Genomic DNA, 24,851 nt, shown 5'->3' on the forward strand with positions numbered 1-24,851 from the left:
AAGCTAATCGCGCGCCGGCGCGGCTACGCGTCGGCGTGAGCCGGCCAACGCCGACACGCGCCCTCTCGTGCTTTTCCCGACTGGAGAAACCGGAGGTCGGCCAAGGCTGAAATAGGTCAACCCGTGGGCCGCGACCGCCCGTGGATCGAGCAAGTTCCGATAGTCGAAGACGACACGCTGGGACATCGTGCAGGCGAGGCGGCCAAGGTCGATGTTCTTGTACTCCTCCCATTCCGTGAGGATGACGACCGCGTCCGCACCATGTGCCGCCTCATAGGGGGTATCCGTCCATTCGACATCGCGCAGCCACTGCCGCGCATTTGCCCTGGCCTTCGGGTCGTGTGCCCTCACCCTAAGCCCTGCCTTTTGCAGGATGGGGACCATCGTTAAGGCGGCGGCCTCGCGGACATCGTCGGTGTTCGCTTTGAAGGCCAGACCGAGCACCGCAACGACAGAGCCTTCCCGCAATTCGCCTTGCGCGATGACCCGCCTTGCCAATGCAACCTTTCGCTTTTCATTTCTTTCGATCAGGGTCTCGATAAGAAACTGCCGGGCGCCACGCCCATGACCGGTGGCTGCGAAGATGCATGTATCCTTCGGGAAGCACGACCCGCCGTAGCCCGGCCCCGGCCGTAGAAAGCTCGGGCCGATCCGCCGGTCGAGGCCAATGCCTTCGGCGACGGGGCCAACATCCGCACCTGTCTGCGCGCACAGGTCGGCCACCTCATTGATGAAGCCGATCTTGAGAGCCAGGAAGGCGTTTGCCGCATATTTGATCAGCTCGGCATTTGGGGTGCTCGACAGCACTTTCGGTGCGCCGCGCTCCGTCAACGGTCGATAGACTTCGGACAGCAATGAAGCGGACCGGCGGTCGTCGCAGCCGATGACGATCCTGTCCGGACACAGGAAATCCTCCATCGCCGATCCTTCGCGCAGGAACTCTGGATTCGCCGCAACGCTGAAATCGAGCGACTGGCGCTCCTCCGCCATGATCTCGCGAACACGCCGGCATGTTCCCGCAACGACGGTCGATTTGATAGCGACCACCGCGCCCGGCTTCAGCCAACGGCTGACGAGCCGCGCCGCGGCTTCCACTTGCGACAGGTCTATACGTCCGTCGGGCGTGGCGGGTGTACCGACGGCGAGAAACACGATATCTGCGCCGCCTACGCAATCAGCGCCTGAACGTGAAAAACGCAGTTTACCGGAGGCTACCGCTCGCCGCATGGCCTCCTCGAGACGGGGTTCATAAATGGGTAGTTCGCCCGCTTCGAGTTGCCTGATACGTTCACCATCCACGTCATGACACGCGACCTCGTGGCCCATCTCGGCAAAACACGTTGCTGTCGTTAGGCCCACGTAGCCTGCGCCGATCATTGCGATTTGCATAAGCCGCTCCCGCTCGGTTTAGGTTCTGCCGCTCCTAACCGCAGCCGGTAGCCGATGTTCCCGTAGACGCTGAAGATGAGAAACCATGATGCTACCGACCGCTATAGACGAACCAGCGGAAAGACGGACCCAGCCTACCTCTGCGACTTTTGGTCAAGCATCTCCTGAATAGCATCTTCGATCGCCGCAGGTTCGATCGCGAGTTGCGCAAATCCGGGCAAATCGGCGGCGGCGACGTTGTCGCGCCGCATAAGCTCGACCTGGTTTCGCGTAAGAGGCACGCTCGGCAGCTCTTCGGCCAGCCGCGCGATCATGCTCCAGAAAACGAAAGGTATCGGCACTGTGACGGTGTGCGCAGAAGACTGTCGTGCAACGGTTTTGACGAGATCGCGATAAAGATAGACGCGCGGCCCGCCCAGTTCATAACAGGGAGCGCTGTCCCCGCTATCCAGCACGCGCGCCACCGCCTCTGCCACGTCCTCCACATGAACCGGCTGCAGGCGCGTCTTTCCGTCGCCGAACAAAGGGTAGACCGGCAACAGCCGAACGAGGCGGGCGATGGTTGTCAGGAATGCGTCGTCCGGCCCAACCATGACGGCCGGGCGGACGATCGTCGCGCCGGGGAAAGCTTCCCTCACGGCGTTCTCGCCCCTGCCCCGGGCGCTGATATAGTCGGATCTGGAAAGCGGATCGGATCCGATCCCCGATATGTGGACCAGTTGCCTCATACCGACGTCACGCGCCACCCGCGCGACGCGCGCAGCGGCCCTGACGTGGATCGCATCGAAGGTTTGCTCGCCGTGCTCGACATAGAGGCTGACGGCATTGATGACATTGGCGGAACGCGCAAGCGCGGCGTTGAGCGAGACCTCATCCGTCACATCGGCACGGATAGCCTCGACCGCCGCCTTTCCAAAGATGCTGTGCGCCCGTTCAGGATGGCGAGATCCTGAACGGACTTCGAAGCCGCGTCTGAGCAGATGGCGAACAACGCGGCGGCCGAGAAATCCCGTCCCGCCGAGAACAAGCACGGAACGTGTTTCCCTCTTGGTGAGAGCCATCCCTCAGGCGTGCGCATCGTCCGATTGGCAATGAACACCGCCCGGTCGCGCTACTCCCCGGAGCGCCTCGCCGGCAGGTGCCGGCCCTTCCTTGAACGCCAGGTCGCCGAGTGAGAGGATACCGACCAGCTGCTTTTCCCGATTCACGACCGGAATGCGTCTGATCTGCTGTTCGCCCATATTGTGCGCGACGTGATCCGTATCCTCATCTTCGAAGCAGTATTTGATGTCACGGGTCATCACCTCGCGGACCTGTGTGTCGGAACCGCGCCCCTGCGCCACCGCCCGAACCGCCAGGTCGCGATCGGTCAGCATGCCGACCAGATGGTCATCTCCACCGACCGGGACGACACCCGCATCGATCTCGGCCATGATCTTCGCCGCCTCGCGGATGGATTGGTCGGGGCTCACAGTGCGGACGTTGGTCGTCATTACTTCGCTTACTTTCATAGTACCTTCTCCTTTCTGCCAGTGGCCATGCCAGTGCCTTCCAATCTTGCTTGTGAAGGCAGCGGTCGTCTCTTCGTATTGCGGAAGCTGCCTCCTTTCCTCCGGTCCAGATAGCAGGAATCCCCTGCCCGCTTGAACCCGCCGAAAGGCCGATTGTTCCCGGACGGCCAGAGCGCGCGCTTATCTCGCCAACTCAAGGACAACCGCCGCCGAAGTTCGCCATGAAATCTTGGATTCCGCCCCTGGCAAGATGCTCGGCATTGGCGATTCTCCTTCTGACGCAGGTTCTCAAGACCACTTGGTGGTGGTCGTGAGTTGCGGTAGGACCGGCACATTCAACGTCGGAGTGACGAGTGTGGCGGGAGTTAAATGGACTCGCTGATCACGGCCGCAGCACATGCACTCGCGGCGGGTGACCCTCTCGGCGCACTGAACCGGGTCGCCCTGCGCGAGGACGCGCCGGCGCTGGCGCTTCGCGGTATCGCGATGGCGCAGCTCGGCGATCTCGTTCGCGCGAAGGCCCTCCTGCGACGTGCGGCGCGCGCCTTCGGCGCGAAGGAGGCCGTGGCCCGCGCACGGTGCGTCGTCGCCGAGGCCGAGATCGCGCTCGTCTCGCGCGACCTCGGCTGGCCTCAGAAGGCGCTCGAGAAGGCGCGGGCGACGCTCGAAGCGCACGGCGACCCGGTGAACGCCGCGTATGCGCGGTACCTCGATGTCCGGCGCCTGCTCCTGATCGGGCGCCTCGACGAGGCCGAGCGTGGGCTTGCCGAGCTCAACTCCGCGCCCTTCCCGCCCGCGTCGCGGGCCGCCCACGAGTTGGTCGTCGCGGGGATCGCCCTGCGGCGCCTCCAAACGAAGGCGGCGCGCGAAGCACTCGCTCGGGCCGAGCGCGCCGCACGGCACGCGGGTATCCCCGCGCTGGCGGCGGAAGTGGAGAATGCGTCCCTCGTCCTGAATACGCCCGCGGCCCGGCTGATGGCACGCGGCGAGGAACGGCTCCTCCTGCTTGGTGAGGTCGAAGCGTTGCTGGCATCGAACGCGCTCGTCATAGACGCGTGCCGTCATGTCGTGCGGAATGCTGGCACGGTGGTTTCGCTCGCGACGCGCCCTGTATTGTTCGCGCTCGCGCGCACACTGGGCGAAGCCTGGCCCGGAGATGTGTCGAGGGGCACACTCCTCGCGCGGGCATTTCGAGCCAAGCATGCCGATGAATCGCATCGTGCACGGTTGCGGGTCGAAATCGGGCGGCTCCGCGTGGAGCTTCGGACGCTGGCCGGGGTGAGCGCGACGAAGCGAGGATTCAAGCTGGTGCCGCGCGGGGCGAGCGAGTTTGTCGTGTTGGCACCGCCCGTGGAAGAGGATCATGCGGTGGTGCTCGCCCTTCTCGCCGACGGCGAGTCGTGGTCGAGCTCGGCTCTGGCGATCGCGCTCGGCGCCAGCCAGCGAACCGTGCAGCGGGCACTCGAGCAGCTCGCGGCAGCAGGCAAGGTGCAGTCCTTTGGCCGCGCGCGAGCACGCCGTTGGATGACCCCGCCCGTGCCGGGATTCCCGACGACATTGTTACTCCCCGCTCCACTGCCGAGCGTATAGGATGGAAGCATGAAACGATCAGCGGCCGAAATCCTCCATGAATACGGACCCTTTCCCGGTGTCGACAACGTGCACGGGGTTACCTTTGACGGTCAGCACGTCTGGTTCGCGTCCGGCGACAAATTGAACACGTTCGATCCGGCGAACGAGAGGACACTGCGCTCGATCGATGCCGCCGCGCATGCGGGAACGGCCTTCGACGGCCAGCACCTTTTTCAGATCGCCGAGGACCGCATCCAGAAGATCGACCCGAAGACCGGCCATGTGCTCGCCACCATCCCGGCGCCCGGCGGCGGCAGCGACTCGGGGCTCGCGTGGGCCGAAGGGACGCTCTGGGTGGGGCAGTATAGGGATCGGAGGATCCATCAAATCGATCCCCAGACAGGGGCGATCCTCCGCACCATCGAGTCCAACCGCTTCGTCACCGGAGTTACCTGGCTCGACAACGAGCTCTGGCATGGCACGTGGGATGGTGACGAGAGCGAGTTGAGGCAAATCGACCCTCAAACGGGAGAGGTCCTGGAGAGGATCGAGATGCCGCCAGGAGTAGGCGTGTCGGGGCTCGAGTCCGATGGCGGCGATCGGTTCTTCTGCGGCGGCGGAAACAGTGGGATGGTGAGAACCGTCCGCCGGCCCAAGCGAGGCGCCGCGAGAAGCTGATCTTCGTGCTTCCGTGGCGGCTTACCCTGTCGCGCATATGGGCCGCGCATATGGCATGCGTTTGAACATCTCCCTCCTCTTCCCGGCCATCGGGCCGGGGCTGCAATCCACTGATCCAGTGTCCTTTTTCCGTTGCCGTACCTTCATCCAGATGTAACATGCAGGGCATACCGCTGCGCGCAATCAGGGCAACGGAAACTGGGAGAAGTCACATGAGACTGGTCAAACGGCGTGCGTTCATCAAGGGAGCGGCTTCCGCGGCGGGGCTTTCGCTGGCGGCACCATTCATTTCGCGCACCTATGCGCAGGGTTCATCGGGTAGCGTCAACATCTTCGCTTGGGCGGGCTATCTCAACGACGAGATGCTGGCGGAGTTCGAGGATGCCACCGGCATCAAGGCCAACTATACGCCCTACGGCACTAATGACGAGCTTCTGAACCAGCTGCGCGCCAACAACGGCGCCGGCTTCGACATCATCTGGCCGACGGTCGACCGCGTGCCGAATTATGTGGAGTTCGGCCTCGTGCAGCCGATCGACGAGAGCAAAGTCGATGTCGACAAGTGCCTGCCAAGCGCCTGGTCGAACTCCGAGAATCTTGGCGCTGTTATCGAAGGCAAGCGTTATCAGGTGCCAACCGACTGGGGCACGGAAGCGCTGTCCTTCGACAAGGAGCAGGCGCCGCTGAAATACGGCACGGCCTCCTACGGCGACATCTGGAAGCCGGAGATGGCGGGGAAGGCAACCGTACGCGGCCATTCGGGCCTCGTCGGCATCGGCCTGTGGCTCGAAGGCGACGGGAAGCTTCCCATGCCCATGGTCGAGGCCTTCAAGTCGGAAGAGAACATGACGCAGATCTATGACGTCATTCTCGAGGAAGCCATCGCCCGCAAGGCTAATGTCGCCCAGTTCTGGAACAACGAGAACGAGGCGCAGGGCGCCTTCCGCGTCAATGGCTGCGCCATCGGCCAGACCTGGGATTCGACGGCGGCCGCCCTTGCCAAGGAGGGCCTGCCCATCGGCTTCATCGCGCCGAAGGAAGGCGCGCTCACCTGGATGGAGGGTGTCGCGATCCCGTCAGGCGCCGAGAACATCGAACAGGCCTACGCCTTCATCAACTGGTTCCTGACGCCGGAAGCCGGCGCCATGTACACCAACGCCACCTCCATCAACTCCACCGCCGTCGGCGCGGCCGACCTGACGTCGGACGAGGCCAAGGCCTTCTTCGCCGCCGCGTATCCGGGCGACGCGCTGGAGAAGCTCTGGTGGTGGCCGATCCAGGAGAGCTGGTTCGTCGCCAAGCGCAACGAGTATCAGGACCGGTTCCTCTCGGCCTGACGCATATTCCGGGGTGGGCGCACCTCTTCGCCCGCCCCTTCTCACTCATCGGGCAACAATGTCGCATTCGGTAGAGCTGCAGAACGTCGGTATGGCCTTCGGCCAGACCCGCGCCGTCATGGATGTCTCCTTCACCGTGGAAGGCGGCGAGTTCTTCTCCATTCTCGGGCCGTCGGGCTGCGGCAAGACAACCATCCTGCGCATTGTCGCGGGCTTCCTCGAGCCGACCGATGGAAGGGTGCTGATCGGCGGGCGCGACATGAAGGGCCTCGGCCCCGACCAGCGCCCCACAGCCATGATCTTCCAGTCGCTCGCCCTCTTCCCGCTCATGCCGGTGTGGGAAAACATCGCCTTCGGCCTCGAGGCGCGCGGCGTTGCCAAGGCGGAGCGGCGCAAGAAGGCGAACGACCTGCTCAAGCTGGTGGCGCTCGAAGGCTTCGGCGAGCGCATGCCGGGCGAGCTTTCCGGCGGGCAGCGGCAGCGCGTAGCGATTGCCCGCGCTCTCGCGGTGGAGCCGCAGGTGCTGCTCCTCGACGAGCCACTGTCGGCGCTCGACCTGAAGCTGCGCCAGCATATGCGGGCAGAGCTGCGCGCCCTGCAGAAGCGCACGGGCGTCACCTTCATCTACATCACCCACGACCAGTCGGAAGCGCTTGCCATGTCCGACCGCGTGGCGGTGATGAGTGAAGGCGTGCTGCAGCAGGTGGGCGCGCCTCGCGAGCTTTACGACAATCCCGCCACGCCTTTTGTTGCCCGTTTCGTTGGCGAGACGAACGCGATCACCGGCAGGGTCGCAGCCATCGAGAACGGCATCGCCACGGTAGAGAGCGCTTTCGGGCCACTGAGCGGCCGCGCAGGCGACGGCCTCTCCGCGGGGGCGGCAGCCAGGCTCTATGTCCGCCCGGAGGCGCTGCAGCATAAGGCGCGGGGCGAGAACCGGCTGATGGCCACCATTGAGCGCGTCGATTTCGAGGGCGCCTTCGCGCTCGCCCATGGCACGTTGGAAGACGGCAGCCGGCTCATCGCCTCGATTGCCAGCACGGAACTCGGCGAGGCGCCGGAGATCGGTGCGCGTGCCTCCTTCGCCTTCCAAAACGTCAATGCGGTGGTTCTGCCCGATGGGTGAGCTTTACAAGCGCTTCGGGGGCGGGCTCGGCACCGTCTTTCTTGCGCTGGTCGCCGCGTGGCTCGCCGGTATGGTGCTGGCACCCAACGTGATGATGATCGACTATGCGCTGAGGCCCAACCTGCCGCCTGCGGACATCGGCGGCCCGCGCGACGTCTATTCGCTGAGCAACGTCCTCTACCTTGCCAATGAGGGCGTGCACCGGGCCATCTTCTTCAAGACCGTCTGGGCGAGCGCGCTGGTCGCCTTCGTCACGCTGATGGTCTGCTATCCGCTTGCCTATTGGCTGGCGCAAAACGCCACGCCCAATCAGACGGCCATCGCCATCCTCGCGCTCACCATCCCCTTCTGGATCAACGAGGTGCTGCGCACGCTCGCCTGGTACATCCTGCTCGCCTTCCGTGGACCGCTCAATGCGGCACTCCTTGCCCTCGGCGTCATCGACGAGCCTGTGCGCTGGTATGGCGACGGCGGCGTGCTGGCGGGCATGACCTACGCCTACATCCTCTTCATGCTCTTCCCGATCTACAACGCCATCGAATCGCTCGAAAAATCGCAGATCGAGGCAGCACGTGACCTTGGCGCGTCCGTCTGGCGTACCCATTGGCGCGTCGTCATCCCGCATGCCAAGGCCGGAATCGCCACGGGCTGCGTCTTCACCTTCATGCTGGCCGCCGGCAGCTATGTGGCGCCCGCGCTTCTCGGTGCGCCGGGCAGCCGCTGGTTCACCGAGATCATCTACAACTGGTTCTTCGAAGGCGGCGACTGGAACCGCGGCGCGGCCTATGCGCTGGTGCTCCTCGTGCTCTGTCTCACGGTCGTGCTCGTCACGCTGAAGATCGCCCGCGTAAACCTTACGGACGTGGCCAAATGAGCGCCGCCGACCGCATCATGAAGGGGCTCTTCGGCGTCTATTTCGTGGCCTTCTTCGTCTATCTCTTCGCCCCGCTCGCCATCATGGCCGCGGCGACCTTCAACACGAGCCGCTTCCCCACCGTCACGCCGTGGCAAGGCACGACGCTCGAGTGGTTCAATGCGCTTGCCGCCGACCGCGGCATGTGGGACGCGCTATGGACCTCGATCGTGGTCGCCTTCTTCGTCGTTCTGGTGGTCCTGCCGATCGGCACGGCGGCGGCCCTGGTGCTCACCAGCCTGCACGCGCGGGCCCGCAGCTTCCTCTATGCCGTCATGGTCTCGCCGCTTCTGACGCCCGGCGTCGTGATCGGCATTTCGACGCTGGTGCTGTGGCGCCAGCTCGGCGTGGGCGGCGGCGTCTTCCTCATCGTGCTCGCGCAATCGAGCTTCATCATCTGCTATATAATGCTGATGGTTGCCGCCCGCCTGCAGCGTTTCGACCGCACGCAGGAAGAGGCCGCGCTCGGCCTCGGCGCCTCGAAATTCATGGTCTTCCGCCGCGTCATCCTGCCTTTCCTCAAACCGGCGCTCTTCGCGGCGGGTTTCCTGGCCGTGCTGCAGTCGATCGAGAACTACAACACGACGCTTTTCGTGCGCGGCTTCGACACGCCGCTCACCGTCTACATCGCCACCAAGGTGCGCACTGGGCTCACGCCGGCCGTCAACGCGCTCGCGCTGATCATGGTGGCGGTGACTATCGTGGGCGCCGTCACCTATGAGGTGGCGCGCCGCCGCAGCGTGGCGCGGCGGGCCAACATTGAGGAGGAGCAACGGGGCTAGCACTTGGCAGTTCCAGTGTGGTTCCATTGCTACCCACGGGCGAGGACCTTCCCTCGGCAAACTCGGCACGACGGCATAACGAGGCGAACATCACCAATTCAGGCGTTGAACGCCTCGCCCCCTTCAGTGAGTGTTGAGTATATCGAACGCTTGATCAAAGCGGCCGTCTCGCTCTGCCCAGCGCAGGAAACCCACCCGTTCCACCAGAATCTCCTGGGGCGTCGGCTCCCGGCGGAACAGCGCCATCACCTCGTCGATGAATTCGTCGAGGGGCATATAGCCCTCGCGCGTCGACTGGCCGGGTGTAAGCTCGGTTTGAACTGCGGGCGGCGCAAGTTCGATGACCTCGATCCTGCCGTCAAGCTGCTTGCGCAGCGAGACCGTGTAGGAATGGATCGCCGCCTTGGTGGCGTTGTAGGTCGGCGTGCCGGTGAGCGGCACGAAGGCCAGGCCCGACGACACATTGACGATCGCGGCGTTTGGCCGGCCTGCGAGATGGTCGGTCAGCGCGTCGGTAAGCCGGATCGGCCCGAGCAGATTGGTGGTGATCGTCTCCTCCGCGTCGCGCAGGTTGCGAGTTCCGGTCAGGTCCTCGCGGCGCATAATGCCTGCGTTATTGATCAGGACGTTGAGCGCCGGGTGCTCCGTGACGACCTGCTTGGCAAATGCGGTGATCGCTGTCGGATCCTCAATATCAAGAACAACCGCATGCATGCGGTCCCGACCGGCGATTGTCTCTTCGAGCGCGTCCCTGCGGCGTCCAGCGACGATCACCGTGTTTCCGAGTCCGTTGAAGCGCAGGGCAAGTTCCCTGCCGATGCCGGATCCACCGCCGGTGATGAGAATTGTGTTTCCTGTCATTTCCATCGCTTTGTGCTCCTAAATCCAGCTAATCGGGTCAGACGATTCCGCCGTTCGCGAACACCGTTTGCCCGTTGATCCATGCACCGTCCCCACTGCAGAGCGCCGCGATCACATCGGCGATGTCGGAGGGTTCGCCTATGCGCTTGTGCGGTGTGCGCGCGGCGAAGCCGGCGATCTGCTCCGGCGTCTTACCGTCCGTGAAGAGCGTGGTGTTCACGACACCCGGAGCCATCGCATTCACCGAGATCATGCGGCCTTCAAGCTCCTTCGCGAGGACATTTGCAAAGAGATCCTGCGCGGCCTTGGTGGCGGCATAGGGCCCATAGGTCGGGCTGCGCAGCTGTGTAATGCTCGATGAGAGCGCGATGATCCGGCCGCCGTCGCGCACCCGCCGCGCGGCCTCGCGCAGGACGTAAAAACTGCCCTTCTGATTGACATCGACCATCCGACTGAAATCTGCGTCGGCCATGTTGCTGAACGGCGCGAGCCGCATGATGCCGGCATTGCTCACGACGACGTCGACACCGCCGAATGCGCGCTCGTTCTCCTCGAACAGGCGTAGCACCGCGCTCGGATCGCTGACGTCGGCCTGCACCCACACGGCGCTCCCGCCGGCCGCCTCGATGTCTCGGACGACGCCGGCCGCGAGATCGCGGTTCTTCTCACAATTCACGGTGACGGCATAGCCGTCGCGGGCAAGGCGCTTAGCCGTCGCAGCTCCAATGCCGCGGGAAGAGCCGGTCACTAATGCGACCTTGCCCTGGCCCGGCGTTGGCCTCGCCTGATCCGTCGTTTGAGCGCGGGCGGCGCCAGCCGCAAGTGCCGCGGATGCCGTCGCCATAGCAGTCAAAACGGCCCGTCTCGGGATATTGGTTTGTCCAGACATGATGTGATCCTTTCCTCATCGAGCGACCATCTTCCGTCGGTAGGTTTCATACCCACTGGCCTGGGCGAGAGCTTGCCAATGGCTGCGCAAAGCTTGCCTGATCCTGCAGCCCCCGTGATATCCGTCCGCCTCCGTGCTAGGTTCGGGCTGAGTTTTAGGAGAGATCGCATGGAGTCGCTCAAGAAGGCCGTCCGGGCGTATGCCGGCCGTCATTCAAATCGCGATGGCTTGGCACTGACGCCAGTGCCCGGGCTGCGGATGATGTGCGTCGAGTCACCGCGCGGCGACCTGCATTCGGTCTACCGGCCCCTGGTTTGCCTGGTCTTGCAGGGTGCCAAGCACATGACGGTGGGAAGAGAAGAGCGGCTCTTTTCCGCAGGCCAGTCCGTGATCGTGAGCGCGGACATGCCTGTCGTCGGTCGTATTGTGCAGGCGAGCCGGAGCGAGCCTTATCTGGCGGTTGCCGTCGAACTGGAGATGACGATCCTGCGCGAGGTCTCGACGCAGTTGGGCAGCGTGCGTGCGCAGCGCCTTTCCGAAACGCGCACCTTATTCGCCGAAGACACCGATGCCGTGATCCTGGACTGCGCATTGCGGCTGACCCGCTTGCTGGACCGCCCCGAAGCGGCCCCGCTGCTGCGCCCAGGGATCATGCTGGAGTTGCATTATTGGCTTCTGTCGGGACAGCACGGCGCCGCCTTGCGGGCACTTGCAGCGCCTGACAGCCACGCGAGCCGCCTCGCCGCGGCCATTGCTATCCTGAGAGACGAGTATCGATCGCGTGTGCCCGTCGAGCGCCTTGCGGCGGCAGCAGCGATGAGCCTCACCGCGTTCCACAAGCATTTCAAGCACATGACCTCGCTGACGCCGGGACAGTACCAGAAGCGGCTTCGGCTCATCGAGGCGCGCCGCCTCATGCTGAATGAAGGCCTTTCGGCAACCAGCGCCGCGTTTGAAGTCGGCTACGAGAGCGTCTCGCAGTTCACCCGCGAATACGGCCGCATGTTCCAGGCGCCGCCGAAGCGGGACGCCCTCCGCGCCCGAGTGGGATCAAACGGCGTTAAAGAACGAGCACAGGAATACAAACGGGCGAACGCCGCCTAGCATGCCCCGATAGATGACCGCGGGGGCTGCAGTTGCACGTCAATCGAGCCCATGGTGTTCATAGAGCTCGTCCATGCTCAGCGATGCCAAATTGGCGAGCGGAGTCTGGCCCTTTACGCGGCCACCGCTCAGTATGACGACGTCGTCGCAGAACGAAATGGTACTGCGATGATGGCTGATGACGACCGTCGTGCGGCGGCCGGCCCTCGACCTTAGCGTTTCGACAATCGCTGCCTCCGAGAGACCATCCACGGCATTGGTGGCCTCGTCCAGAATCAGGATATCGGGATCGCGGACCAGCGCTCTTGCCAATGCAATCCGCTGCCGCTGCCCCGCCGACAGATTGACGCCCCGATAGCCGACGACGGTTTGGTATCCCTGGGGCAGTTCTTCTATGAACCCATGCGCTTCGGCCAGTTTTGCAGCCTGCTCGGCTTCAGCGGCGGTGGCCTGCTTCTGCCCGTAGGTGATGTTCTCCAGAATAGTGCCATCGACCAGCTCGAGCTCCTGGCTGGCCAGCGCGATCTGGCTTCGCCAATGGGTTGGGTCGATCTGGCCGAGGGGCAGCCCGTCGACGAGGATCACCCCCTCATCCGGCTCCACGAACCGGCATAGAAGGTTCACGACCGTCGTCTTGCCGGCGCCCGACCGGCCGATGATCGCTGTCGAACGGCCTTTGCGGATTTCAAAACTCGCGGAATGCAGCACCACGGCGCGGGAGTCCGAAGCTGGATACCGGAAAGTCACGTCCTCGAATTTCACGCGTTGCTTGAGGCGGCGGAAGGGGATGATGCCCTCGGGCGGCTTGGGTTTGTCCGACGTATCCAGCAACCACCTGACTTCCTCCATCGACCCGCTCCAACCCTGCAGCTGGCTCCAGGCCATCTGCAAAGACCGCATGTGCGGCTGTAGCCTGTAGAGAAGGACGACGAAGGCCACGATTACCGGGAAACTCACGCCCACGAACCACGCTCCCACGACCACACCCAGGAAGAGCATCGCGTGGAGAACTTCCGTCAGCAGCGGCAACGCACCCTGGCGGGTCTGCAGGACGAAGCCTGCACGGCGAACCGCGTCCGAAGCTCCGTCAAACACCGCCTTTTCCCGTTGCTCCTGCCCGAAAATACGGATCAGCCGCCCGGCATGCACGAGGTGGAGCATCCTCGATGCGAGTGCGCTGTTGTGGGAGGTGACACTGCGGCTGGGGGCCTTCAGGCTGGCCGACAGAACGGCATGCGCGAGTTGGACAACGGCCAAGCCGAACGCGACCAGCAGCGTCATCTTCCAGGAAAGGAGCAGCAGGAAGGCCAACAGAATGATTGCAGCCGAGGCGTTCACGATCGCCCCAAGGACAGTCTGGACCGCATCCGAAGCCCGCCAGGACTCGTTGGAGATGACATTGAGCAGACGGCCGGGGTCCTGTTGCAGGAAGAAGGGGTAGCCTACCCTCAAGAGCTGTTCCGAAAGGGCACTTCGGATGGAATGGCTTGCCTTGCCGTAGATGAATGTCGTGAGCACCGTATTTGAAAATGCCAGGATGTTCTTCAGCACGATCAAGGCGAGGATGACGGCGGAGATCACGACCAGCCGTTCCCCGTTATCCAGCCCCGACCCAACCTCCTGAAAGAAGGCGGAGAGGCCGCTCATTTGGGAGCCATCCTCATGCCCGACGATGATGCCCAGCATGGGGATGACCAGACCGATACCGACACCTTCGAGCGCGGCGGCCACCAGGCCTAGAACCACAACGGCCGGAAGGAGGCGCAATTGTTGCCCCAGCGCTTCGCGCAGCACTGGCAATCCTGGCAGTACCAATCGCAACATAACGGGCATCACCTCAACTCGACTGTTGCCTGTTGGACATGCTGCAACTCCGAACGCTCTGGCCGCCTTGCTATCAGGAGGCCGATGAATTTTGCGGCGCCGAGGATGTTCATGAACACGATCGGCCAATGAGACAGGCGCAACTCGGGATCGAACTGTGGACCACCCACGAGCTCTTTAAAAGCCGATCGCATGGTCCAGTAGAAATGGAGGAGCAACCAAGGGGCGTGGCGGATGTGCTTCAGACAAAGCCCTCCATTGCCAAGGCTGTAGTTTCGGTGGAGCGTCTCGATGGCTTGGCGGACGTTTCGGCCGTGGTGATGGAGAACCGTCATGTCGGGCACATATTCGACCGGGATACCCAGCAGGTATGCCCGCACCAGATAGTCGGTGTCCTCCGCAGACCGCAGCGGGCCGCCGGTGCCGAAGCGCTCGTCGAAACGGCCCACAAGAACTGCAACCTCGCGATGCATCGTCATGTTGCACCCCAGTACGAAACCGCCAGGATGGACGTCGCGTGTAAGCCGTTCGCGCACCGGCGAGCGTTTGATCGTGAAAGGCAGGTCCTTTGCGTCTCCGAGTTCGACGCGGCCGCCTCGGATAACGCACTTCTCGCCGCTCGCGTAGTGCCGCTCCAGGTCGCGGAGATAATCCCGGTGGATCTCGCAATCATCGTCGACAAAGACGAGTATGCGGCCACGGGCGCTCTTGAGCCCGGCATTGCGAGCGGCGGCCAACCCCGGACGCGGCTCCGAAACGAGCGTGACAGCGATGTTCGACGTTGCGGCGATGCGCGCCAGATATTCCGAAGTGCCGTCCGTGGATCCGTTGTCGACCACGACGAGCTCGGCCGTGACGGCGGCATGGGATTGGCATGCAGCCTGAATTGACCTGACGCATATACCAAGCGACGAAGCACGGTTGCGGGTGCAGATAATAAAGCTTGCCAGCGGCATCGGCTCGTCTGCCACCGAGGGATCGGCGGTCGCTGGGTTCCTTGGCATGGGTTGGGCAGGTCCGGCGGTCATTCTAGCTCATGTGATAACGCGGAAGGACAGCGGCAGCAGGCACTGACTGCAAGTATCGCGAGAGCGCGTCCAACCGCCTGGTGGCGGCGATCGAGATAAGGCTCAGCCGCGGCGCATAGGCGCCAGCGAGCAACCCGTATTTCTCGCGGCGCCGGATGAGCGCCCATTTTCGCGTTCGGGTCAGGAACTCATGCGTCAGCTCTGGCCGCTGCTCGTCGCCGATGAGCTGGTAGATGAAATAAAAGAGATTCAACGTTCCTCCCTCATAGCTTCGCCTCGTCTCCACAGGCTGGGTCGCGACCCAGTCTTCAAGCGCGAGAATGTACTCGGCCGCCCGACGGACCGTATCCTCGGTCGCCGCCTCGCCGAGGTCGCACAAGGTGCCGGGGGCGACGGCAAGAGCTTCCTGTTCAAGATTTTCGGTGACGATCGCCAAATGCGTTCTGCGCATCTGCCGCTTGTGCCTGTTTGAGACGCTGCCGTTGTGGATACGGTAGGCAATCAGGCTGTCTTCGATCATCGTTGCCGGAAAGCGATCGGCAATCCGCCTGAAAAGATCGAAATCTTCCGCGTGTACATAGCGCGGATCATACCTCAATACGGTCTCCGGTATGACTTTCCTGTTGTAGACGACCGTCGAGTGGATGAAGATCGTGAAGAACATCGACAGTATACGCAGGCTGCAGCGCTGGTGCATCGGATCGGCCGTGCCCCTGACGATACGATCGCCGATGAGTGTGTCGACGCCCGACCCGCAGATTGCGCACTGGGGTTGTTGGGCAAATACCGCCACCTGTCGCGACAGGCGCGAAGGATAGGCAATGTCATCGGCGTCCATCCTGGCGATGAGATCGCCCTGGGCCAAGGCAAGGCCCTCGTTCAAGGTCGCAATCAGGCCGCGGTTTTCGCGCGAGACGATCGAAATTCGACGATCGGCTTTCTGGTACCGCCGCAGGATCTCAAGCGAACGGTCGGTCGAGCCATCATCGATGGCAATGATTTCCAAACGCCCGTAATCCTGGCGCAGGATGCTCTCCAGCGCAGCGGCCAGATAAGGCTCGGCGTTGTAGATGGGTAGCAGAACGGAGACCAATGGGGCGGGCATGGTTCAGCCTTCAATCAGTTCATTGAAGATCGGGGTCCGGGATGGCCTTGGTGCGATCGATCGGACCACGCCGCGCTGCCGCGCCCCGCTGGTTCTGTGCCCTGCCTAGCCACCCCGTGAATGCCCTCGCGGGATGGCGATCTCTCCGGGCAACGTAAGGGAAGTTGCGCTTGAGCGCGTTGATCGGCTTTTCGAAAAACTGCCAGGAAACGGCGGCAAGCACCAGCGTCCCCGCCCCCGCGATCGCGAACCGGCCCAATCCCTGTTCCGAGACATTGACCGGGAGCCAGGGCTGCGCCTTGACGACCAGCGCCAGCACGAGAGCGTGATAAAGGTATACGCCATAGCTGACCCGCCCAAGGGCCACCAACGGCCGCGCCTCCAGCAGGCGGCCGGCATAGCCCTCAATCCGCGCCGAACAGAGCCCGACGATCATGACCAGCGGAACGAGGGGGAATACCTCCATTCCGATCCAGCGCACCCAATCCTGCGTCGGCGTCAGCTGGACCGATCTGAACCACAGCAACAGGAGGAATGCGGCCGCAAGGGGTGCCCAGCCCAACCGCATCCATTGGGGCCACCCCGCGGCCCGGGATCGATAGGCAGCCAGTAGCGCTCCGGCCCCCAGCGCATCCATCGACGCCGGAGGAAGCACATCGCGCGCTACCGAAGGCGTCCCCGTGAAGGGCCAGTAGAACCGGTACGCCAACGACAGGACGATGACGGCTACGCAGATCCGCTCGATCCAGTGGCGCGGCGCCAGCAGGACAAGCAAGGGCCAAACGACATAGAACTGCTCTTCGATGGACAGCGTCCAGGTGTGGATCAGGACCCACGGTGTCCACTCGTTCTGGAGAGCGTACCAGAAGTTCGAAATGTAAAGCGCGTGCCAGAGGAGTATCCATCGGGACTCCTCCAGGTTGATCAGCCAGACGAGCCCCAGCATGGCGAAATATGGCGGAAAGATCCGCAGAGCCCGTCGAATGTAGAACGACTCTAGGGCGGGCAAGGCCTCAAACTCCGCCGCCGAGCGCGCGTCCAGGAGAAGGCGGGTAATCAGGAAACCGCTGAGGACGAAGAACAGGCGCACACCGACGTGGCCCCAATAAGAATCGTCTGCCGAGAAAAAATGCGCGTACAGTACCATTGTGACAGCCAAGGCCCTCAGCCCATCAAGCTGCCGGTCGCGCCCATTCGACATAGATTTGTTCCCTCAGCGTTCAGAACCTGACCGAAAACTCCTTGATGGCGTCAGCTCCCTGATCAGACGTGTTCTGCCGCACAATCCATCATCTGCCTTGTTCGTGGGCCTGCAATATTCAAAGGTGTCGAGAGCCGAAAATCGAGCATGCATTGTCAAATGAGCCCATGATGCGGCAAAGTTCATCATGTTTTCCGACGCGGCGAAATAGATTTTGAAGCGCACTCCGAGGGGCGTGACGCGCGGCGCGTCACACGTCGGACATTCAACCGCTTCTCAGCCCTGTGACGGGGGTGGCCCGATCCGGTCAGGATGGGCCGCTGCGAAGGCGGCGATCTCGGAGCAGTTCCGGGCGATCCTCTGGATCCGCGCCAACCCGGACAGGTCCACCGCCCAGCGGTGGGCGTTGTAGAGCTGCGGCACGAGGCAGAAATCCGCCATGCCCGGCCTGTCGCCGTGGCAGAAGTCGCCAGTGCCCAGCATGGCCTCGAAGGCGCGCAGGCCCTCGGCGATGAACTTCTGCATCCAGGCCTTGCGCCCCCCCTCCCCTCCACCGGTCAGTTCCGCCACATGAGCGACGATGCGCAGATTGCATACGGGGTGGATTTCCATGACGATGGCACCCGCCAGCGCGCGGACACGGGCGCGCCCCGCGGCATCCTTGGGCAGGAAGCCGGCCGAACGGGTCTCGTCGAGATATTCGATGATGGCGAGCGACTGGGTGAGCATGCGCCCGTCAATGTCGAGCGCTGGCACCAGCCCCTGCGGGTTGCGCGCCAAGTGCTCCTCGCTCCTGTGCGCCCGCGCCAGGAGATCGACGGGCACGATCTCATAATCCTCGCCCAGCATGTTGAGCGCGATGCGTACGCGGTAGCTCGCGGAAGACCGCCAGTAATCGTAGAGGACCGTCGCCACTATTCCCCGCTCCTACGCGCGGCGGCGAGCGCCGCCTTGAGGGTTTCGAGATCGCCTATGCGGTTGGCGAGGATCAGCACCAGACGCGCGTTGAGGGCCGCACTCTCCTCGAAGCTCAAGCCCTTATGCGCCTCGAGCAGCGCTTCGTAGAAATCGTCGCCCACTGTCCCGAGCCGGTCGTCCGCGAGTTCTTTCATAGCCGCCTCACCTGCCAAGTTCCTTGTCGACCGAGGCCCGGACACCTTCCGCCGTCGGCTCGCGGAAGACCGCGCAAATGTGCTGGTCCGGCCGGAAGAGATAGGAAAAGCCGGTGCCGTAGCGTTCGAGGGCGAACCCTTCGCGGTCAAGAAGATCACCACCATTTGCGCCGACACGGAGGTGCCTGACACCGGCGATTTCGCGCTTGGCCTCCTCGCCGAAGGCAACCAGCGTGAACCCGTCGTCGAGTTCGTTCAAGAGCCATGTGCTCTCGCCGCGCTTCTCCAGCGGCGCGTCGACCGCGACCCGGCCGGGCGGAAGCGGTGGGTTCGCGATGCCTCCGCTGTCGTAGAACCGTTCCAGCGAGCATGGCACCGAAAGGCGCCCGGAATTGATGAGCCGGCGCGCGAATGGCATCTCGGCGGCAAGGTCCAGCACCGCCCGGCGCATCATCTTTTCCATGTCCGATTTCGGCGTCATGAAGGTGGTGGTGCGCGCCGAATTCCTGATGTTCTCGTCGGCGCCATGCACGCGCTCGGCGTTGTAGCGCTCCAGAATGCCTTCCGGCGCCTCCCCCTTCACCACCGCCGCAAGCCGCCATCCGAGGGCGTCTACATCCTGGATGCCGCCATTGCCGCCGCGCGCACCGAACGGCGAGACGACATGCGCGCTGTCGCCGGCGAAGATCACGCGCCCGTGGACAAAGCGCTCCAGTCGGCGACACTGGAAGGTGTAGACCGAGACCCAGTCGATCTCGAAGGGCCGCTCGCCGACGACGGCCTTGATGCGCGGGATGACATTCTCCGGCTTCTTCTCTTCCTCCGGGTCCGCGTTCCAGCCGAGTTGAAGGTCAATGCGATAGATGTTGTCAGGCTGCTTGTGCAGGAGGGCGGATTCCCCATTATGGAAGATCGGCTCGAACCAGAAGCGCCGGTCGGGCGGGAAATCCGCCTGCATCTCGATATCGGCGATGAGGAAGCGCTCTTCGAAGAGCTGGCCGCGGAACTCCAGCCCCAGCATGGAGCGGATGGGCGATTTCGCACCGTCGCAAGCGGCCACGTAGTCGGCATGCAGGTCATAGGCGCCATCGGGCGTCTCCACCTTGAGCGTGGCGCCGCGGCTGCCGTCCTCGATGCCGACGACCTTGTTCTTGAAGCGCAGGTCGATCAGTTCGGGGAATTGGCGCGCGCGCTCGACCAGATAGTCCTCGACATAGTATTGCTGCAGGTTGATGAAGGCCGGCATCTTGTGCCCCGCCTCCGGCAGGAGGTCGAAGGTGTAGAGTTCACGCTCGCGGTGGTAGACCCGGCCAACCTTCCAGGTGACACCCTTTTCCACCATGCGCTCGCCGACGCCCAGCCGGTCGAAGATCTCGAGTGTCCGCTTGGCCCAGCAGATGGCCCGCGAGCCGATCGAAACGACATCGTTGTCATCGAGCACGACCGAGGCCACGCCCCTGAGCGCCAGGTCTATGGAAAGAGAAAGGCCTATGGGCCCCGCGCCCACGATGGCAACCTTGCAGTCGCGCCGGGGCCCGCCGGAAAGCTCCGGCGGAACCGTGTATCCGAAGTGCCTGTACCGGTAGCGCGGCATGCATCCTCCCCGAAAACCGGCCTGCGCCGGCGCATGTCAGCCCTGCAACGCCTCCCACATTTCTTTGTCCCGCGCCGCGGTCCAGATGCGGGGCGTATCGATGCCCTGCGCCTCGTCATAGGCGCGCGCGACATTGAAGGGCAGGCAATGCTCGTAGATTGCGTAGCGCGAGAATTTCGGGTCGCAGGCGGCGCGGCAGGCCTCCCACGCTTCCTTGAGCGGGCCACCACGCACCGCCACCTGGGCCACCGGGCGATATGTGGAGCGAACGAAGTCCGCGGTGAGATCGAGAGCGCTGTCGACCTTTTCGCGGCCGACCAGTGCATCCCCCCTGCCAGGCGCGATGGCGTCAAGATCGAAGGCGCGGATGGCCTCCAGCGTCGCCGGCCAGTCGCCAAAATGCCCGTCGCCGCAATAGCAGGCGGAATGGTACTCGACGATGTCGCCGGTGAACATCACATTCGCGTCCGGCACATGGGCGACGATGTCGCCCGCCGTGTGCGCGCGTCCGAGGAACATGAGGTCGACCCGGCGCTTGCCAAGATAGACGCTCATGCGGTCGCTAAACGTGGTGGTCGGCCAGGTTAGCCCGGGTATGCTCTCATGCCCCTGGAAGAGGCGCGGGAAACGCCCGAACTCCGAATCCCAGTCCTCCTGCCCGCGTTCCGCAACCATGGCGCGCGCCTTCTCGCTCATGACGACGTTCGGCGCATCGAAAGCCGAGGCGCCGAGCACGCGCACGGCGTGATAGTGGCTGAGGACGAGATGGGTGATCGGCTTGTCGGTCACCGAGCGGATTTTCTCGATCACCTTGCCGGCGAGCCTCGGCGTGGCCTGCGCCTCGATGACCATCACGGCGTCATCGCCGATGATCACGCCGGAATTTGGATCGCCCTCCGCGGTGAAGGCCCACAAGTCACGGCCGATCTCGGTGAAGGAGATCGCCTTTTCCGTCAGGTCTCCCTGGGATGCAAATTGTTTCGCCATCATTCCTTCCCGATTGTCGCCGGCCTTGGCTTCTGTGCTCGCCGCAACCCTGTCCGCTTCGTCCAGCGTGGCTTGCACCTCTCATGCAATCTCGATAATGCAGGTTTCGTTACGGTCGTAACGGTTGATTTTGCAACTATCAAGACTAGGAAATGGGGCTGGCATGAGCGAGGATTTCGACCTTGGAGCCTTTCTCCCCTATCGGCTCAACAGGGCGGCGGAGCTGGTCAGTCTCCGCTTCGCCGCCCAGTACAGGGCAAGGTACCAGATGACGCGGCCGGAGTGGCGCGCCCTTGCGGCCCTCGGCTTCCACGGCCGCATGACGGCAACCGAGATCGGCGCGCATTCGACCATGCACAAGACCAAGGTCAGCCGAGCGGTCAAGGCTCTGGAAACGCGGCGCTGGCTGCGCAGGATCGAGGACAGGAACGACCGGCGGACCGAGCATCTGGAGCTAACCGCTCTCGGCCTACGCAGCTATCGCGACCTGGCGAAAATGGCCCAGGACTACGAAGGGGAACTCGCGTCCCTTCTCGGCGCAGGCGGCCTGAAGCAGCTTGAACGCGGCCTGACCGCGCTCGAAGACGCAATGTTGAGCGGGACGGGAGACCGGCAGCCAAATTCTCAGAGCAAGCCCGTCGCCAAGCACGGCGAGAGATGAAGGCGAGCCGCCGATGCCTATCATGGCACAGGCGGTGCCACGGCACGTCAGGATATCAGTTTAGGTTCCGGACCCATTAGCGTAGCGTAGTTGATCCGCGACGATCGCCTTTGCGGGAGGGTATTTCCTGGTATTATTCTTCAACGAACGCCTTCAATCTTCCAATGTTTTTGTCCCATTGAAGCGAGGCGCGGGTCAAGAAGTCTCTGGCTTTTGAGATTGGATCAGGCTTGATAGTGAACCGTGTTTCTCTTCCGGTGCGCTTAGAGTGGACAATGCCGGCCTGCTTCAGAACTCGCAGGTGCTTTGTCACCCCCTGACGCGTCAGCTTCAGGCCGTCCGCAAGTTCCGTAATCGAATGTTGCTGTCCATCGCTCAGCCGGGAAACGAGCTCCAGGCGGGTGACATCTCCCAAAGCCGAAAATACTGGTGCTGATTCAATACCGTCGCTAGCTTTCAACATGAGATTTCACGTTATCGACCTGCGTATCCCAACCCTCAGAGCTTGAACGCAGGATTTCCAACCGCTTTGATTCTGGAAATTGTTGAAAGCCGGATTCTGTGATGACGAGCCGTGTGCCGGACTCGATTGGGTTCAGACGAAATTCGACCAGCACTTTCGCCTTCTCACCATACTCCGTATCCGGATCCACAGCTGAAGGAGACCAAGAAAAAGAAAACAAACGCTCATGGTCCATAGCTTCTGTTACCGACACCCATTTCACATGCTCATGCCCGGGATAAGTCATCGTCCCCGTTGTCGTCTCTCCAACGGCGAATCCGTTATCGAGTCGGACTCGAAACCACACTCCAAATTCACTTGGATCAGTGAGGGCTCGCCACACCCGCGCGACGGGCGCAGCGAGATCGACAGTTTTTTCAATTCGGTCTTGATCTTTATGGATTGGCATTTGGCAACCTCTTGGTTGCTAGTATGGTATCGGGCGGGCGCATTAAACGCAACCCCTTGGTTGCTTTTTTAGCGTCCGAACTTTCAAGCTTCTGGAAATGGCCAGTACGTAACTCAAGCTCGTTACAAGGCAGTCAATTGGGCCTCAATTCCCGTTTGAAAAGGCGAATCCCGATCGTTGGTCCCTTTCGCAAACGATGATTCATGGGTGCCGAAAGGAGCCCGTCATGTTTGATCATCTGTTTTGGTTGACCGAGAAGCAGTTCGCACGGCTTAAGCCACGGTCGTGTCCCAGCCCGTGGTGTAGGTGCGGCGGTGACGAAGCCGCTCGCGCGCGCGCCCTCAACCGCGCTGTAGCGAGCGAGCGGCGTTAGGGCGGTCATCGATGTTCTCCAGTAAAGGTCGGGTTGCGAAGACCAACCTGATTCGAAGGAAGCATCGATGACCAACGACATAATGGACCTGCGCGCGCTCGTGGAGAAGACCCCCGACGCCGATATTCTGCGCGACATGATCGGCTTTGCCGCCGAACGGCTGATGGAGTTGGAGGTGGGCGCGGCGACCGGCGCAGCCCATGGCGAGAAGAACCCGCTGCGGCTCGTCCAGCGCAACGGCTATCGCGATCGCGACTGGGAGACGCGGGCCGGCACCGTCGAGCTGCGCATTCCGAAGCTGCGGAAGGGCTCCTACTTTCCGAGCTTCCTGGAGCCGCGGCGCATGGCCGAGAAGGCGCTGACAGCGGTGATCCAGGAGGCGTACATCCAGGGCATCTCGACGCGCTCGGTCGACGACCTGGTCAAGGCCATGGGCATGAGCGGCGTGTCCAAGAGCCAGGTGTCGCGGCTGTGCGAGGAGATCGACGGCAAGGTGAAGGCCTTCCTCGATCGGCCGATCGAGGGCGACTGGCCATACCTATGGGTCGATGCCACCTACCTGAAGGTGCGCCGCGGCGGGCGCATCGTCTCGGTCGCCGTCATCATCGCCATCGGCGTCAATGCGGACGGTCGGCGCGAAGTGCTCGGCATGGAGATCGGCACGTCGGAAGCCGAGCCGATCTGGACCGAGTTCCTGCGCAAGCTGACCCGGCGCGGCCTGCGCGGCGTCAAGCTGGTCGTCTCCGACGCCCACGAAGGCATCAAGGCGGCGGTGTCCAAGGTATTGTGCGCCACCTGGCAACGCTGTCGAGTTCATTTCGCCCGCAATGTGTTGGCGCATGCCGGCAAGAGCGGGCGCCGCGTCGTCTCGGCCTTCATCGCCACCGCCTTCGCCCAGGAGACGGCGGAAGCGGCCAGCGTGCAGTGGCGCGCCGTTGCCGACCAGATCCGGCCCAAGGTGCCGAAGCTTGCCGCCATCATGGACGAGGCCGAACACGACGTGCTCGCCTACATGAGCTTTCCCAAGGAGCATCGGACCAAGCTGCACTCGACCAACCCGATCGAACGGCTCAACGGTGAGATCAAGCGGCGCACCGAGGTCGTGGGCATCTTCCCCAACGATGACGCCATCGTCCGCCTCGTCGGCGCCTTGCTGCTCGAACAGAACGATGAATGGGCCGTGCAACGCGCCCGCTACATGACACTGGAAACCATCAGCCAGATGAGCGATGATCCACTCATCAGCCTGCCGGCAGTGGCACGCTGATCAGCCCGGCCCATGCCGGAGAGCATGGCGACCAATGCCGTCACCTACACCACGCCTGGGGGCACGATCATCGGCGAAGCTATTAGGAAGGTCTGCGTGCAACCTTGGATCCCGAAGCGCTTCCAGGATGAACAGGTATGCATGGATTATTGCGTTCTCCAGGTCGTCGCACACGACCTTCCTGACGGCGAAGATTCCACTGATTTCCGACCGCAGATGAAAGCAATACTTGGACACGGCAGCTCACAAAATGACAATCGCTCTGGGGCCATGATACTCGATCGTGAGCCCCTGACGCTTCGCAAGGCGCGCATATTCGTTGATGTCGCGCAGGTCTGTCGCAATGACACACTTGTTCGCCATTCCACGCCTCCTGACTTCGGCCAGGAGATTCTTCCCGCGACTGGACACCGCACGCACTTCCCATCGGCGATGGTGAAGCTGTCGAATGTAAAGATCGGCGGAAGCGGTGCGGGTCAAAGTCGAAGGCCGATGACTGTCCGGCCAGTGGTCTGGTTCCGACAAATTGCTTCCCTCCGCGATGTCGAAAATGGAACTATTGAGCCATTTACATTGCAGGGAACGTTATCCTCTTTGCGCTGCGTCAAAGCGGTGCGGTAGTATGC

At 62.9% G+C, this 24,851-nt stretch carries 25 protein-coding genes; 10 read left to right on the forward strand and 15 right to left on the reverse strand.

The annotated features are described in order from the left end of the window. Window positions 1-3: 3 nt before the first annotated feature. The 3 genes from GPJ75_RS18295 to GPJ75_RS18305 all read right to left on the reverse strand — a co-directional run bounded on the left by GPJ75_RS18295 (window position 4) and on the right by GPJ75_RS18305 (window position 2,900). On the reverse strand, window positions 4-1,377 hold the full coding sequence (locus GPJ75_RS18295; protein ID WP_343036274.1) for a UDP-glucose dehydrogenase family protein: 1,374 nt from the start codon (window positions 1,375-1,377) through the stop codon (window positions 4-6). 146 nt (window positions 1,378-1,523) lie between these two features. Continuing rightward, window positions 1,524-2,420, reverse strand: a complete 897-nt coding sequence (locus GPJ75_RS18300) for a complex I NDUFA9 subunit family protein (protein ID WP_246249118.1) — start codon at window positions 2,418-2,420, stop codon at window positions 1,524-1,526. Window positions 2,421-2,453: 33 nt separating this feature from the next. Further along, on the reverse strand, window positions 2,454-2,900 hold the full coding sequence (locus GPJ75_RS18305; protein WP_163269956.1) for a CBS domain-containing protein: 447 nt from the start codon (window positions 2,898-2,900) through the stop codon (window positions 2,454-2,456). A gap of 369 nt (window positions 2,901-3,269) precedes the next feature. Here GPJ75_RS18305 and GPJ75_RS18310 point away from each other — a divergent pair, with 369 nt between their 5' ends. The 6 genes from GPJ75_RS18310 to GPJ75_RS18335 all read left to right on the forward strand — a co-directional run bounded on the left by GPJ75_RS18310 (window position 3,270) and on the right by GPJ75_RS18335 (window position 9,308). Continuing rightward, window positions 3,270-4,490, forward strand: a complete 1,221-nt coding sequence (locus GPJ75_RS18310; protein WP_163269957.1) for a helix-turn-helix domain-containing protein — start codon at window positions 3,270-3,272, stop codon at window positions 4,488-4,490. 9 nt (window positions 4,491-4,499) lie between these two features. Continuing rightward, complete coding sequence (locus GPJ75_RS18315; RefSeq protein ID WP_163269959.1) at window positions 4,500-5,150, forward strand: Vgb family protein; 651 nt, start codon at window positions 4,500-4,502, stop codon at window positions 5,148-5,150. A 212-nt stretch (window positions 5,151-5,362) separates the two neighbouring features. Continuing rightward, a complete protein-coding gene (locus GPJ75_RS18320; protein WP_163269961.1) occupies window positions 5,363-6,487 on the forward strand; it encodes an extracellular solute-binding protein in 1,125 nt (374 codons plus the stop codon). Between the two features lie 58 nt (window positions 6,488-6,545). Then, on the forward strand, window positions 6,546-7,613 hold the full coding sequence (locus GPJ75_RS18325) for an ABC transporter ATP-binding protein (RefSeq protein WP_163269963.1): 1,068 nt from the start codon (window positions 6,546-6,548) through the stop codon (window positions 7,611-7,613). Beyond that, window positions 7,606-8,487, forward strand: a complete 882-nt coding sequence (locus GPJ75_RS18330) for an ABC transporter permease (protein ID WP_163269965.1) — start codon at window positions 7,606-7,608, stop codon at window positions 8,485-8,487. The genes GPJ75_RS18325 and GPJ75_RS18330 overlap by 8 nt, the downstream gene beginning before the upstream one ends. Beyond that, on the forward strand, window positions 8,484-9,308 hold the full coding sequence (locus tag GPJ75_RS18335; protein ID WP_163269966.1) for an ABC transporter permease: 825 nt from the start codon (window positions 8,484-8,486) through the stop codon (window positions 9,306-9,308). Before GPJ75_RS18330 ends, GPJ75_RS18335 begins: the two co-directional genes overlap by 4 nt. A gap of 123 nt (window positions 9,309-9,431) precedes the next feature. Here GPJ75_RS18335 and GPJ75_RS18340 read toward each other — a convergent pair whose 3' ends face one another. Further along, the gene (locus GPJ75_RS18340) at window positions 9,432-10,175 is read right to left on the reverse strand and encodes an SDR family oxidoreductase (RefSeq protein ID WP_163269967.1); all 744 of its coding nucleotides are present in this window, start codon (window positions 10,173-10,175) and stop codon (window positions 9,432-9,434) included. 31 nt (window positions 10,176-10,206) lie between these two features. After that, a complete protein-coding gene (locus GPJ75_RS18345; RefSeq protein ID WP_163269968.1) occupies window positions 10,207-11,058 on the reverse strand; it encodes an SDR family oxidoreductase in 852 nt (283 codons plus the stop codon). Between the two features lie 168 nt (window positions 11,059-11,226). On the opposite strand from GPJ75_RS18345, the gene GPJ75_RS18350 reads away from it, so the two are divergent. After that, window positions 11,227-12,162: an AraC family transcriptional regulator gene (locus GPJ75_RS18350; protein WP_163269969.1), complete on the forward strand. Its 936-nt coding sequence runs from the start codon at window positions 11,227-11,229 to the stop codon at window positions 12,160-12,162. Between the two features lie 39 nt (window positions 12,163-12,201). On the opposite strand, the gene GPJ75_RS18355 is transcribed toward GPJ75_RS18350, so the two are convergent. The 8 genes from GPJ75_RS18355 to GPJ75_RS18390 all read right to left on the reverse strand — a co-directional run bounded on the left by GPJ75_RS18355 (window position 12,202) and on the right by GPJ75_RS18390 (window position 21,013). Then, window positions 12,202-13,986, reverse strand: a complete 1,785-nt coding sequence (locus GPJ75_RS18355; protein ID WP_163269970.1) for an ABC transporter ATP-binding protein — start codon at window positions 13,984-13,986, stop codon at window positions 12,202-12,204. A gap of 8 nt (window positions 13,987-13,994) precedes the next feature. Then, entirely contained in the window at window positions 13,995-14,990 is a 996-nt protein-coding gene (locus GPJ75_RS18360) for a glycosyltransferase family 2 protein (protein ID WP_246249128.1), read from the reverse strand. Between the two features lie 25 nt (window positions 14,991-15,015). Then, window positions 15,016-16,119: a glycosyltransferase family 2 protein gene (locus tag GPJ75_RS18365; RefSeq protein WP_163269971.1), complete on the reverse strand. Its 1,104-nt coding sequence runs from the start codon at window positions 16,117-16,119 to the stop codon at window positions 15,016-15,018. Between the two features lie 19 nt (window positions 16,120-16,138). Further along, window positions 16,139-17,320, reverse strand: a complete 1,182-nt coding sequence (locus GPJ75_RS18370) for an acyltransferase family protein (RefSeq protein ID WP_163269972.1) — start codon at window positions 17,318-17,320, stop codon at window positions 16,139-16,141. Between the two features lie 276 nt (window positions 17,321-17,596). Next, entirely contained in the window at window positions 17,597-18,238 is a 642-nt protein-coding gene (maiA, locus tag GPJ75_RS18375) for a maleylacetoacetate isomerase (protein ID WP_425483171.1), read from the reverse strand. Then, on the reverse strand, window positions 18,235-18,432 hold the full coding sequence (locus tag GPJ75_RS18380; protein WP_163269976.1) for a DUF2783 domain-containing protein: 198 nt from the start codon (window positions 18,430-18,432) through the stop codon (window positions 18,235-18,237). Before GPJ75_RS18380 ends, maiA begins: the two co-directional genes overlap by 4 nt. 7 nt (window positions 18,433-18,439) lie before the next feature. After that, window positions 18,440-20,026, reverse strand: coding sequence for an FAD-dependent oxidoreductase (locus GPJ75_RS18385; protein ID WP_163269978.1), 1,587 nt, complete (start codon window positions 20,024-20,026; stop codon window positions 18,440-18,442). Window positions 20,027-20,062: 36 nt separating this feature from the next. After that, window positions 20,063-21,013 (reverse strand): MBL fold metallo-hydrolase, encoded by a 951-nt coding sequence (locus GPJ75_RS18390; protein WP_163269980.1) that lies wholly within the window; start codon window positions 21,011-21,013, stop codon window positions 20,063-20,065. Between the two features lie 163 nt (window positions 21,014-21,176). On the opposite strand from GPJ75_RS18390, the gene GPJ75_RS18395 reads away from it, so the two are divergent. Further along, window positions 21,177-21,674 carry a MarR family winged helix-turn-helix transcriptional regulator gene (locus tag GPJ75_RS18395; protein ID WP_163269982.1) on the forward strand — a complete coding sequence of 166 codons (498 nt, stop codon included), beginning with the start codon at window positions 21,177-21,179 and terminating at the stop codon, window positions 21,672-21,674. Between the two features lie 133 nt (window positions 21,675-21,807). Here the strand turns inward: GPJ75_RS18395 and GPJ75_RS18400 are convergent, their stop codons facing one another. Together GPJ75_RS18400 and GPJ75_RS18405 are read right to left on the reverse strand one after the other, a co-directional pair. Further along, window positions 21,808-22,137, reverse strand: coding sequence for an ArsR/SmtB family transcription factor (locus tag GPJ75_RS18400; protein WP_163269984.1), 330 nt, complete (start codon window positions 22,135-22,137; stop codon window positions 21,808-21,810). Next, entirely contained in the window at window positions 22,124-22,585 is a 462-nt protein-coding gene (locus GPJ75_RS18405; RefSeq protein ID WP_163269986.1) for an SRPBCC family protein, read from the reverse strand. Before GPJ75_RS18405 ends, GPJ75_RS18400 begins: the two co-directional genes overlap by 14 nt. A 440-nt stretch (window positions 22,586-23,025) precedes the next feature. Here GPJ75_RS18405 and GPJ75_RS18410 point away from each other — a divergent pair, with 440 nt between their 5' ends. Beyond that, on the forward strand, window positions 23,026-24,225 hold the full coding sequence (locus GPJ75_RS18410; protein WP_163269988.1) for an IS256 family transposase: 1,200 nt from the start codon (window positions 23,026-23,028) through the stop codon (window positions 24,223-24,225). A gap of 24 nt (window positions 24,226-24,249) precedes the next feature. Beyond that, window positions 24,250-24,846 carry a hypothetical protein gene (locus GPJ75_RS18415; protein WP_163269990.1) on the forward strand — a complete coding sequence of 199 codons (597 nt, stop codon included), beginning with the start codon at window positions 24,250-24,252 and terminating at the stop codon, window positions 24,844-24,846. The last annotated feature ends 5 nt before the right edge of the window (window positions 24,847-24,851 follow it).

It is taken from the genome of Chelativorans alearensis (assembly GCF_010993735.1).
GTDB classification, from domain to species: domain Bacteria; phylum Pseudomonadota; class Alphaproteobacteria; order Rhizobiales; family Rhizobiaceae; genus Chelativorans; species Chelativorans alearense.

Excerpts from the sequence above, each read along its gene's own strand:
- GPJ75_RS18405 (WP_163269986.1), bottom strand. The coding sequence starts at position 22,585 with ATGCCAATCCATAAAGATCAAGACCGAATTGAAAAAACTGTCGATCTC.
- GPJ75_RS18315 (WP_163269959.1), top strand. The coding sequence starts at position 4,500 with ATGAAACGATCAGCGGCCGAAATCCTCCATGAATACGGACCCTTTCCC.
- GPJ75_RS18305 (WP_163269956.1), bottom strand. The coding sequence starts at position 2,900 with ATGAAAGTAAGCGAAGTAATGACGACCAACGTCCGCACTGTGAGCCCC.
- GPJ75_RS18325 (WP_163269963.1), top strand. The coding sequence starts at position 6,546 with ATGTCGCATTCGGTAGAGCTGCAGAACGTCGGTATGGCCTTCGGCCAG.
- GPJ75_RS18335 (WP_163269966.1), top strand. The coding sequence starts at position 8,484 with ATGAGCGCCGCCGACCGCATCATGAAGGGGCTCTTCGGCGTCTATTTC.
- GPJ75_RS18345 (WP_163269968.1), bottom strand. The coding sequence starts at position 11,058 with ATGTCTGGACAAACCAATATCCCGAGACGGGCCGTTTTGACTGCTATG.
- GPJ75_RS18410 (WP_163269988.1), top strand. The coding sequence starts at position 23,026 with ATGACCAACGACATAATGGACCTGCGCGCGCTCGTGGAGAAGACCCCC.
- GPJ75_RS18350 (WP_163269969.1), top strand. The coding sequence starts at position 11,227 with ATGGAGTCGCTCAAGAAGGCCGTCCGGGCGTATGCCGGCCGTCATTCA.
- GPJ75_RS18340 (WP_163269967.1), bottom strand. The coding sequence starts at position 10,175 with ATGGAAATGACAGGAAACACAATTCTCATCACCGGCGGTGGATCCGGC.
- GPJ75_RS18355 (WP_163269970.1), bottom strand. The coding sequence starts at position 13,986 with ATGTTGCGATTGGTACTGCCAGGATTGCCAGTGCTGCGCGAAGCGCTG.
- GPJ75_RS18365 (WP_163269971.1), bottom strand. The coding sequence starts at position 16,119 with ATGCCCGCCCCATTGGTCTCCGTTCTGCTACCCATCTACAACGCCGAG.
- GPJ75_RS18415 (WP_163269990.1), top strand. The coding sequence starts at position 24,250 with ATGGCGACCAATGCCGTCACCTACACCACGCCTGGGGGCACGATCATC.
- GPJ75_RS18330 (WP_163269965.1), top strand. The coding sequence starts at position 7,606 with ATGGGTGAGCTTTACAAGCGCTTCGGGGGCGGGCTCGGCACCGTCTTT.
- GPJ75_RS18320 (WP_163269961.1), top strand. The coding sequence starts at position 5,363 with ATGAGACTGGTCAAACGGCGTGCGTTCATCAAGGGAGCGGCTTCCGCG.
- GPJ75_RS18370 (WP_163269972.1), bottom strand. The coding sequence starts at position 17,320 with ATGTCGAATGGGCGCGACCGGCAGCTTGATGGGCTGAGGGCCTTGGCT.
- GPJ75_RS18395 (WP_163269982.1), top strand. The coding sequence starts at position 21,177 with ATGAGCGAGGATTTCGACCTTGGAGCCTTTCTCCCCTATCGGCTCAAC.
- GPJ75_RS18310 (WP_163269957.1), top strand. The coding sequence starts at position 3,270 with ATGGACTCGCTGATCACGGCCGCAGCACATGCACTCGCGGCGGGTGAC.
- GPJ75_RS18380 (WP_163269976.1), bottom strand. The coding sequence starts at position 18,432 with ATGAAAGAACTCGCGGACGACCGGCTCGGGACAGTGGGCGACGATTTC.
- GPJ75_RS18390 (WP_163269980.1), bottom strand. The coding sequence starts at position 21,013 with ATGGCGAAACAATTTGCATCCCAGGGAGACCTGACGGAAAAGGCGATC.
- GPJ75_RS18385 (WP_163269978.1), bottom strand. The coding sequence starts at position 20,026 with ATGCCGCGCTACCGGTACAGGCACTTCGGATACACGGTTCCGCCGGAG.
- GPJ75_RS18400 (WP_163269984.1), bottom strand. The coding sequence starts at position 22,137 with ATGTTGAAAGCTAGCGACGGTATTGAATCAGCACCAGTATTTTCGGCT.
- GPJ75_RS18360 (WP_246249128.1), bottom strand. The coding sequence starts at position 14,990 with ATGCCAAGGAACCCAGCGACCGCCGATCCCTCGGTGGCAGACGAGCCG.
- GPJ75_RS18295 (WP_343036274.1), bottom strand. The coding sequence starts at position 1,377 with ATGATCGGCGCAGGCTACGTGGGCCTAACGACAGCAACGTGTTTTGCC.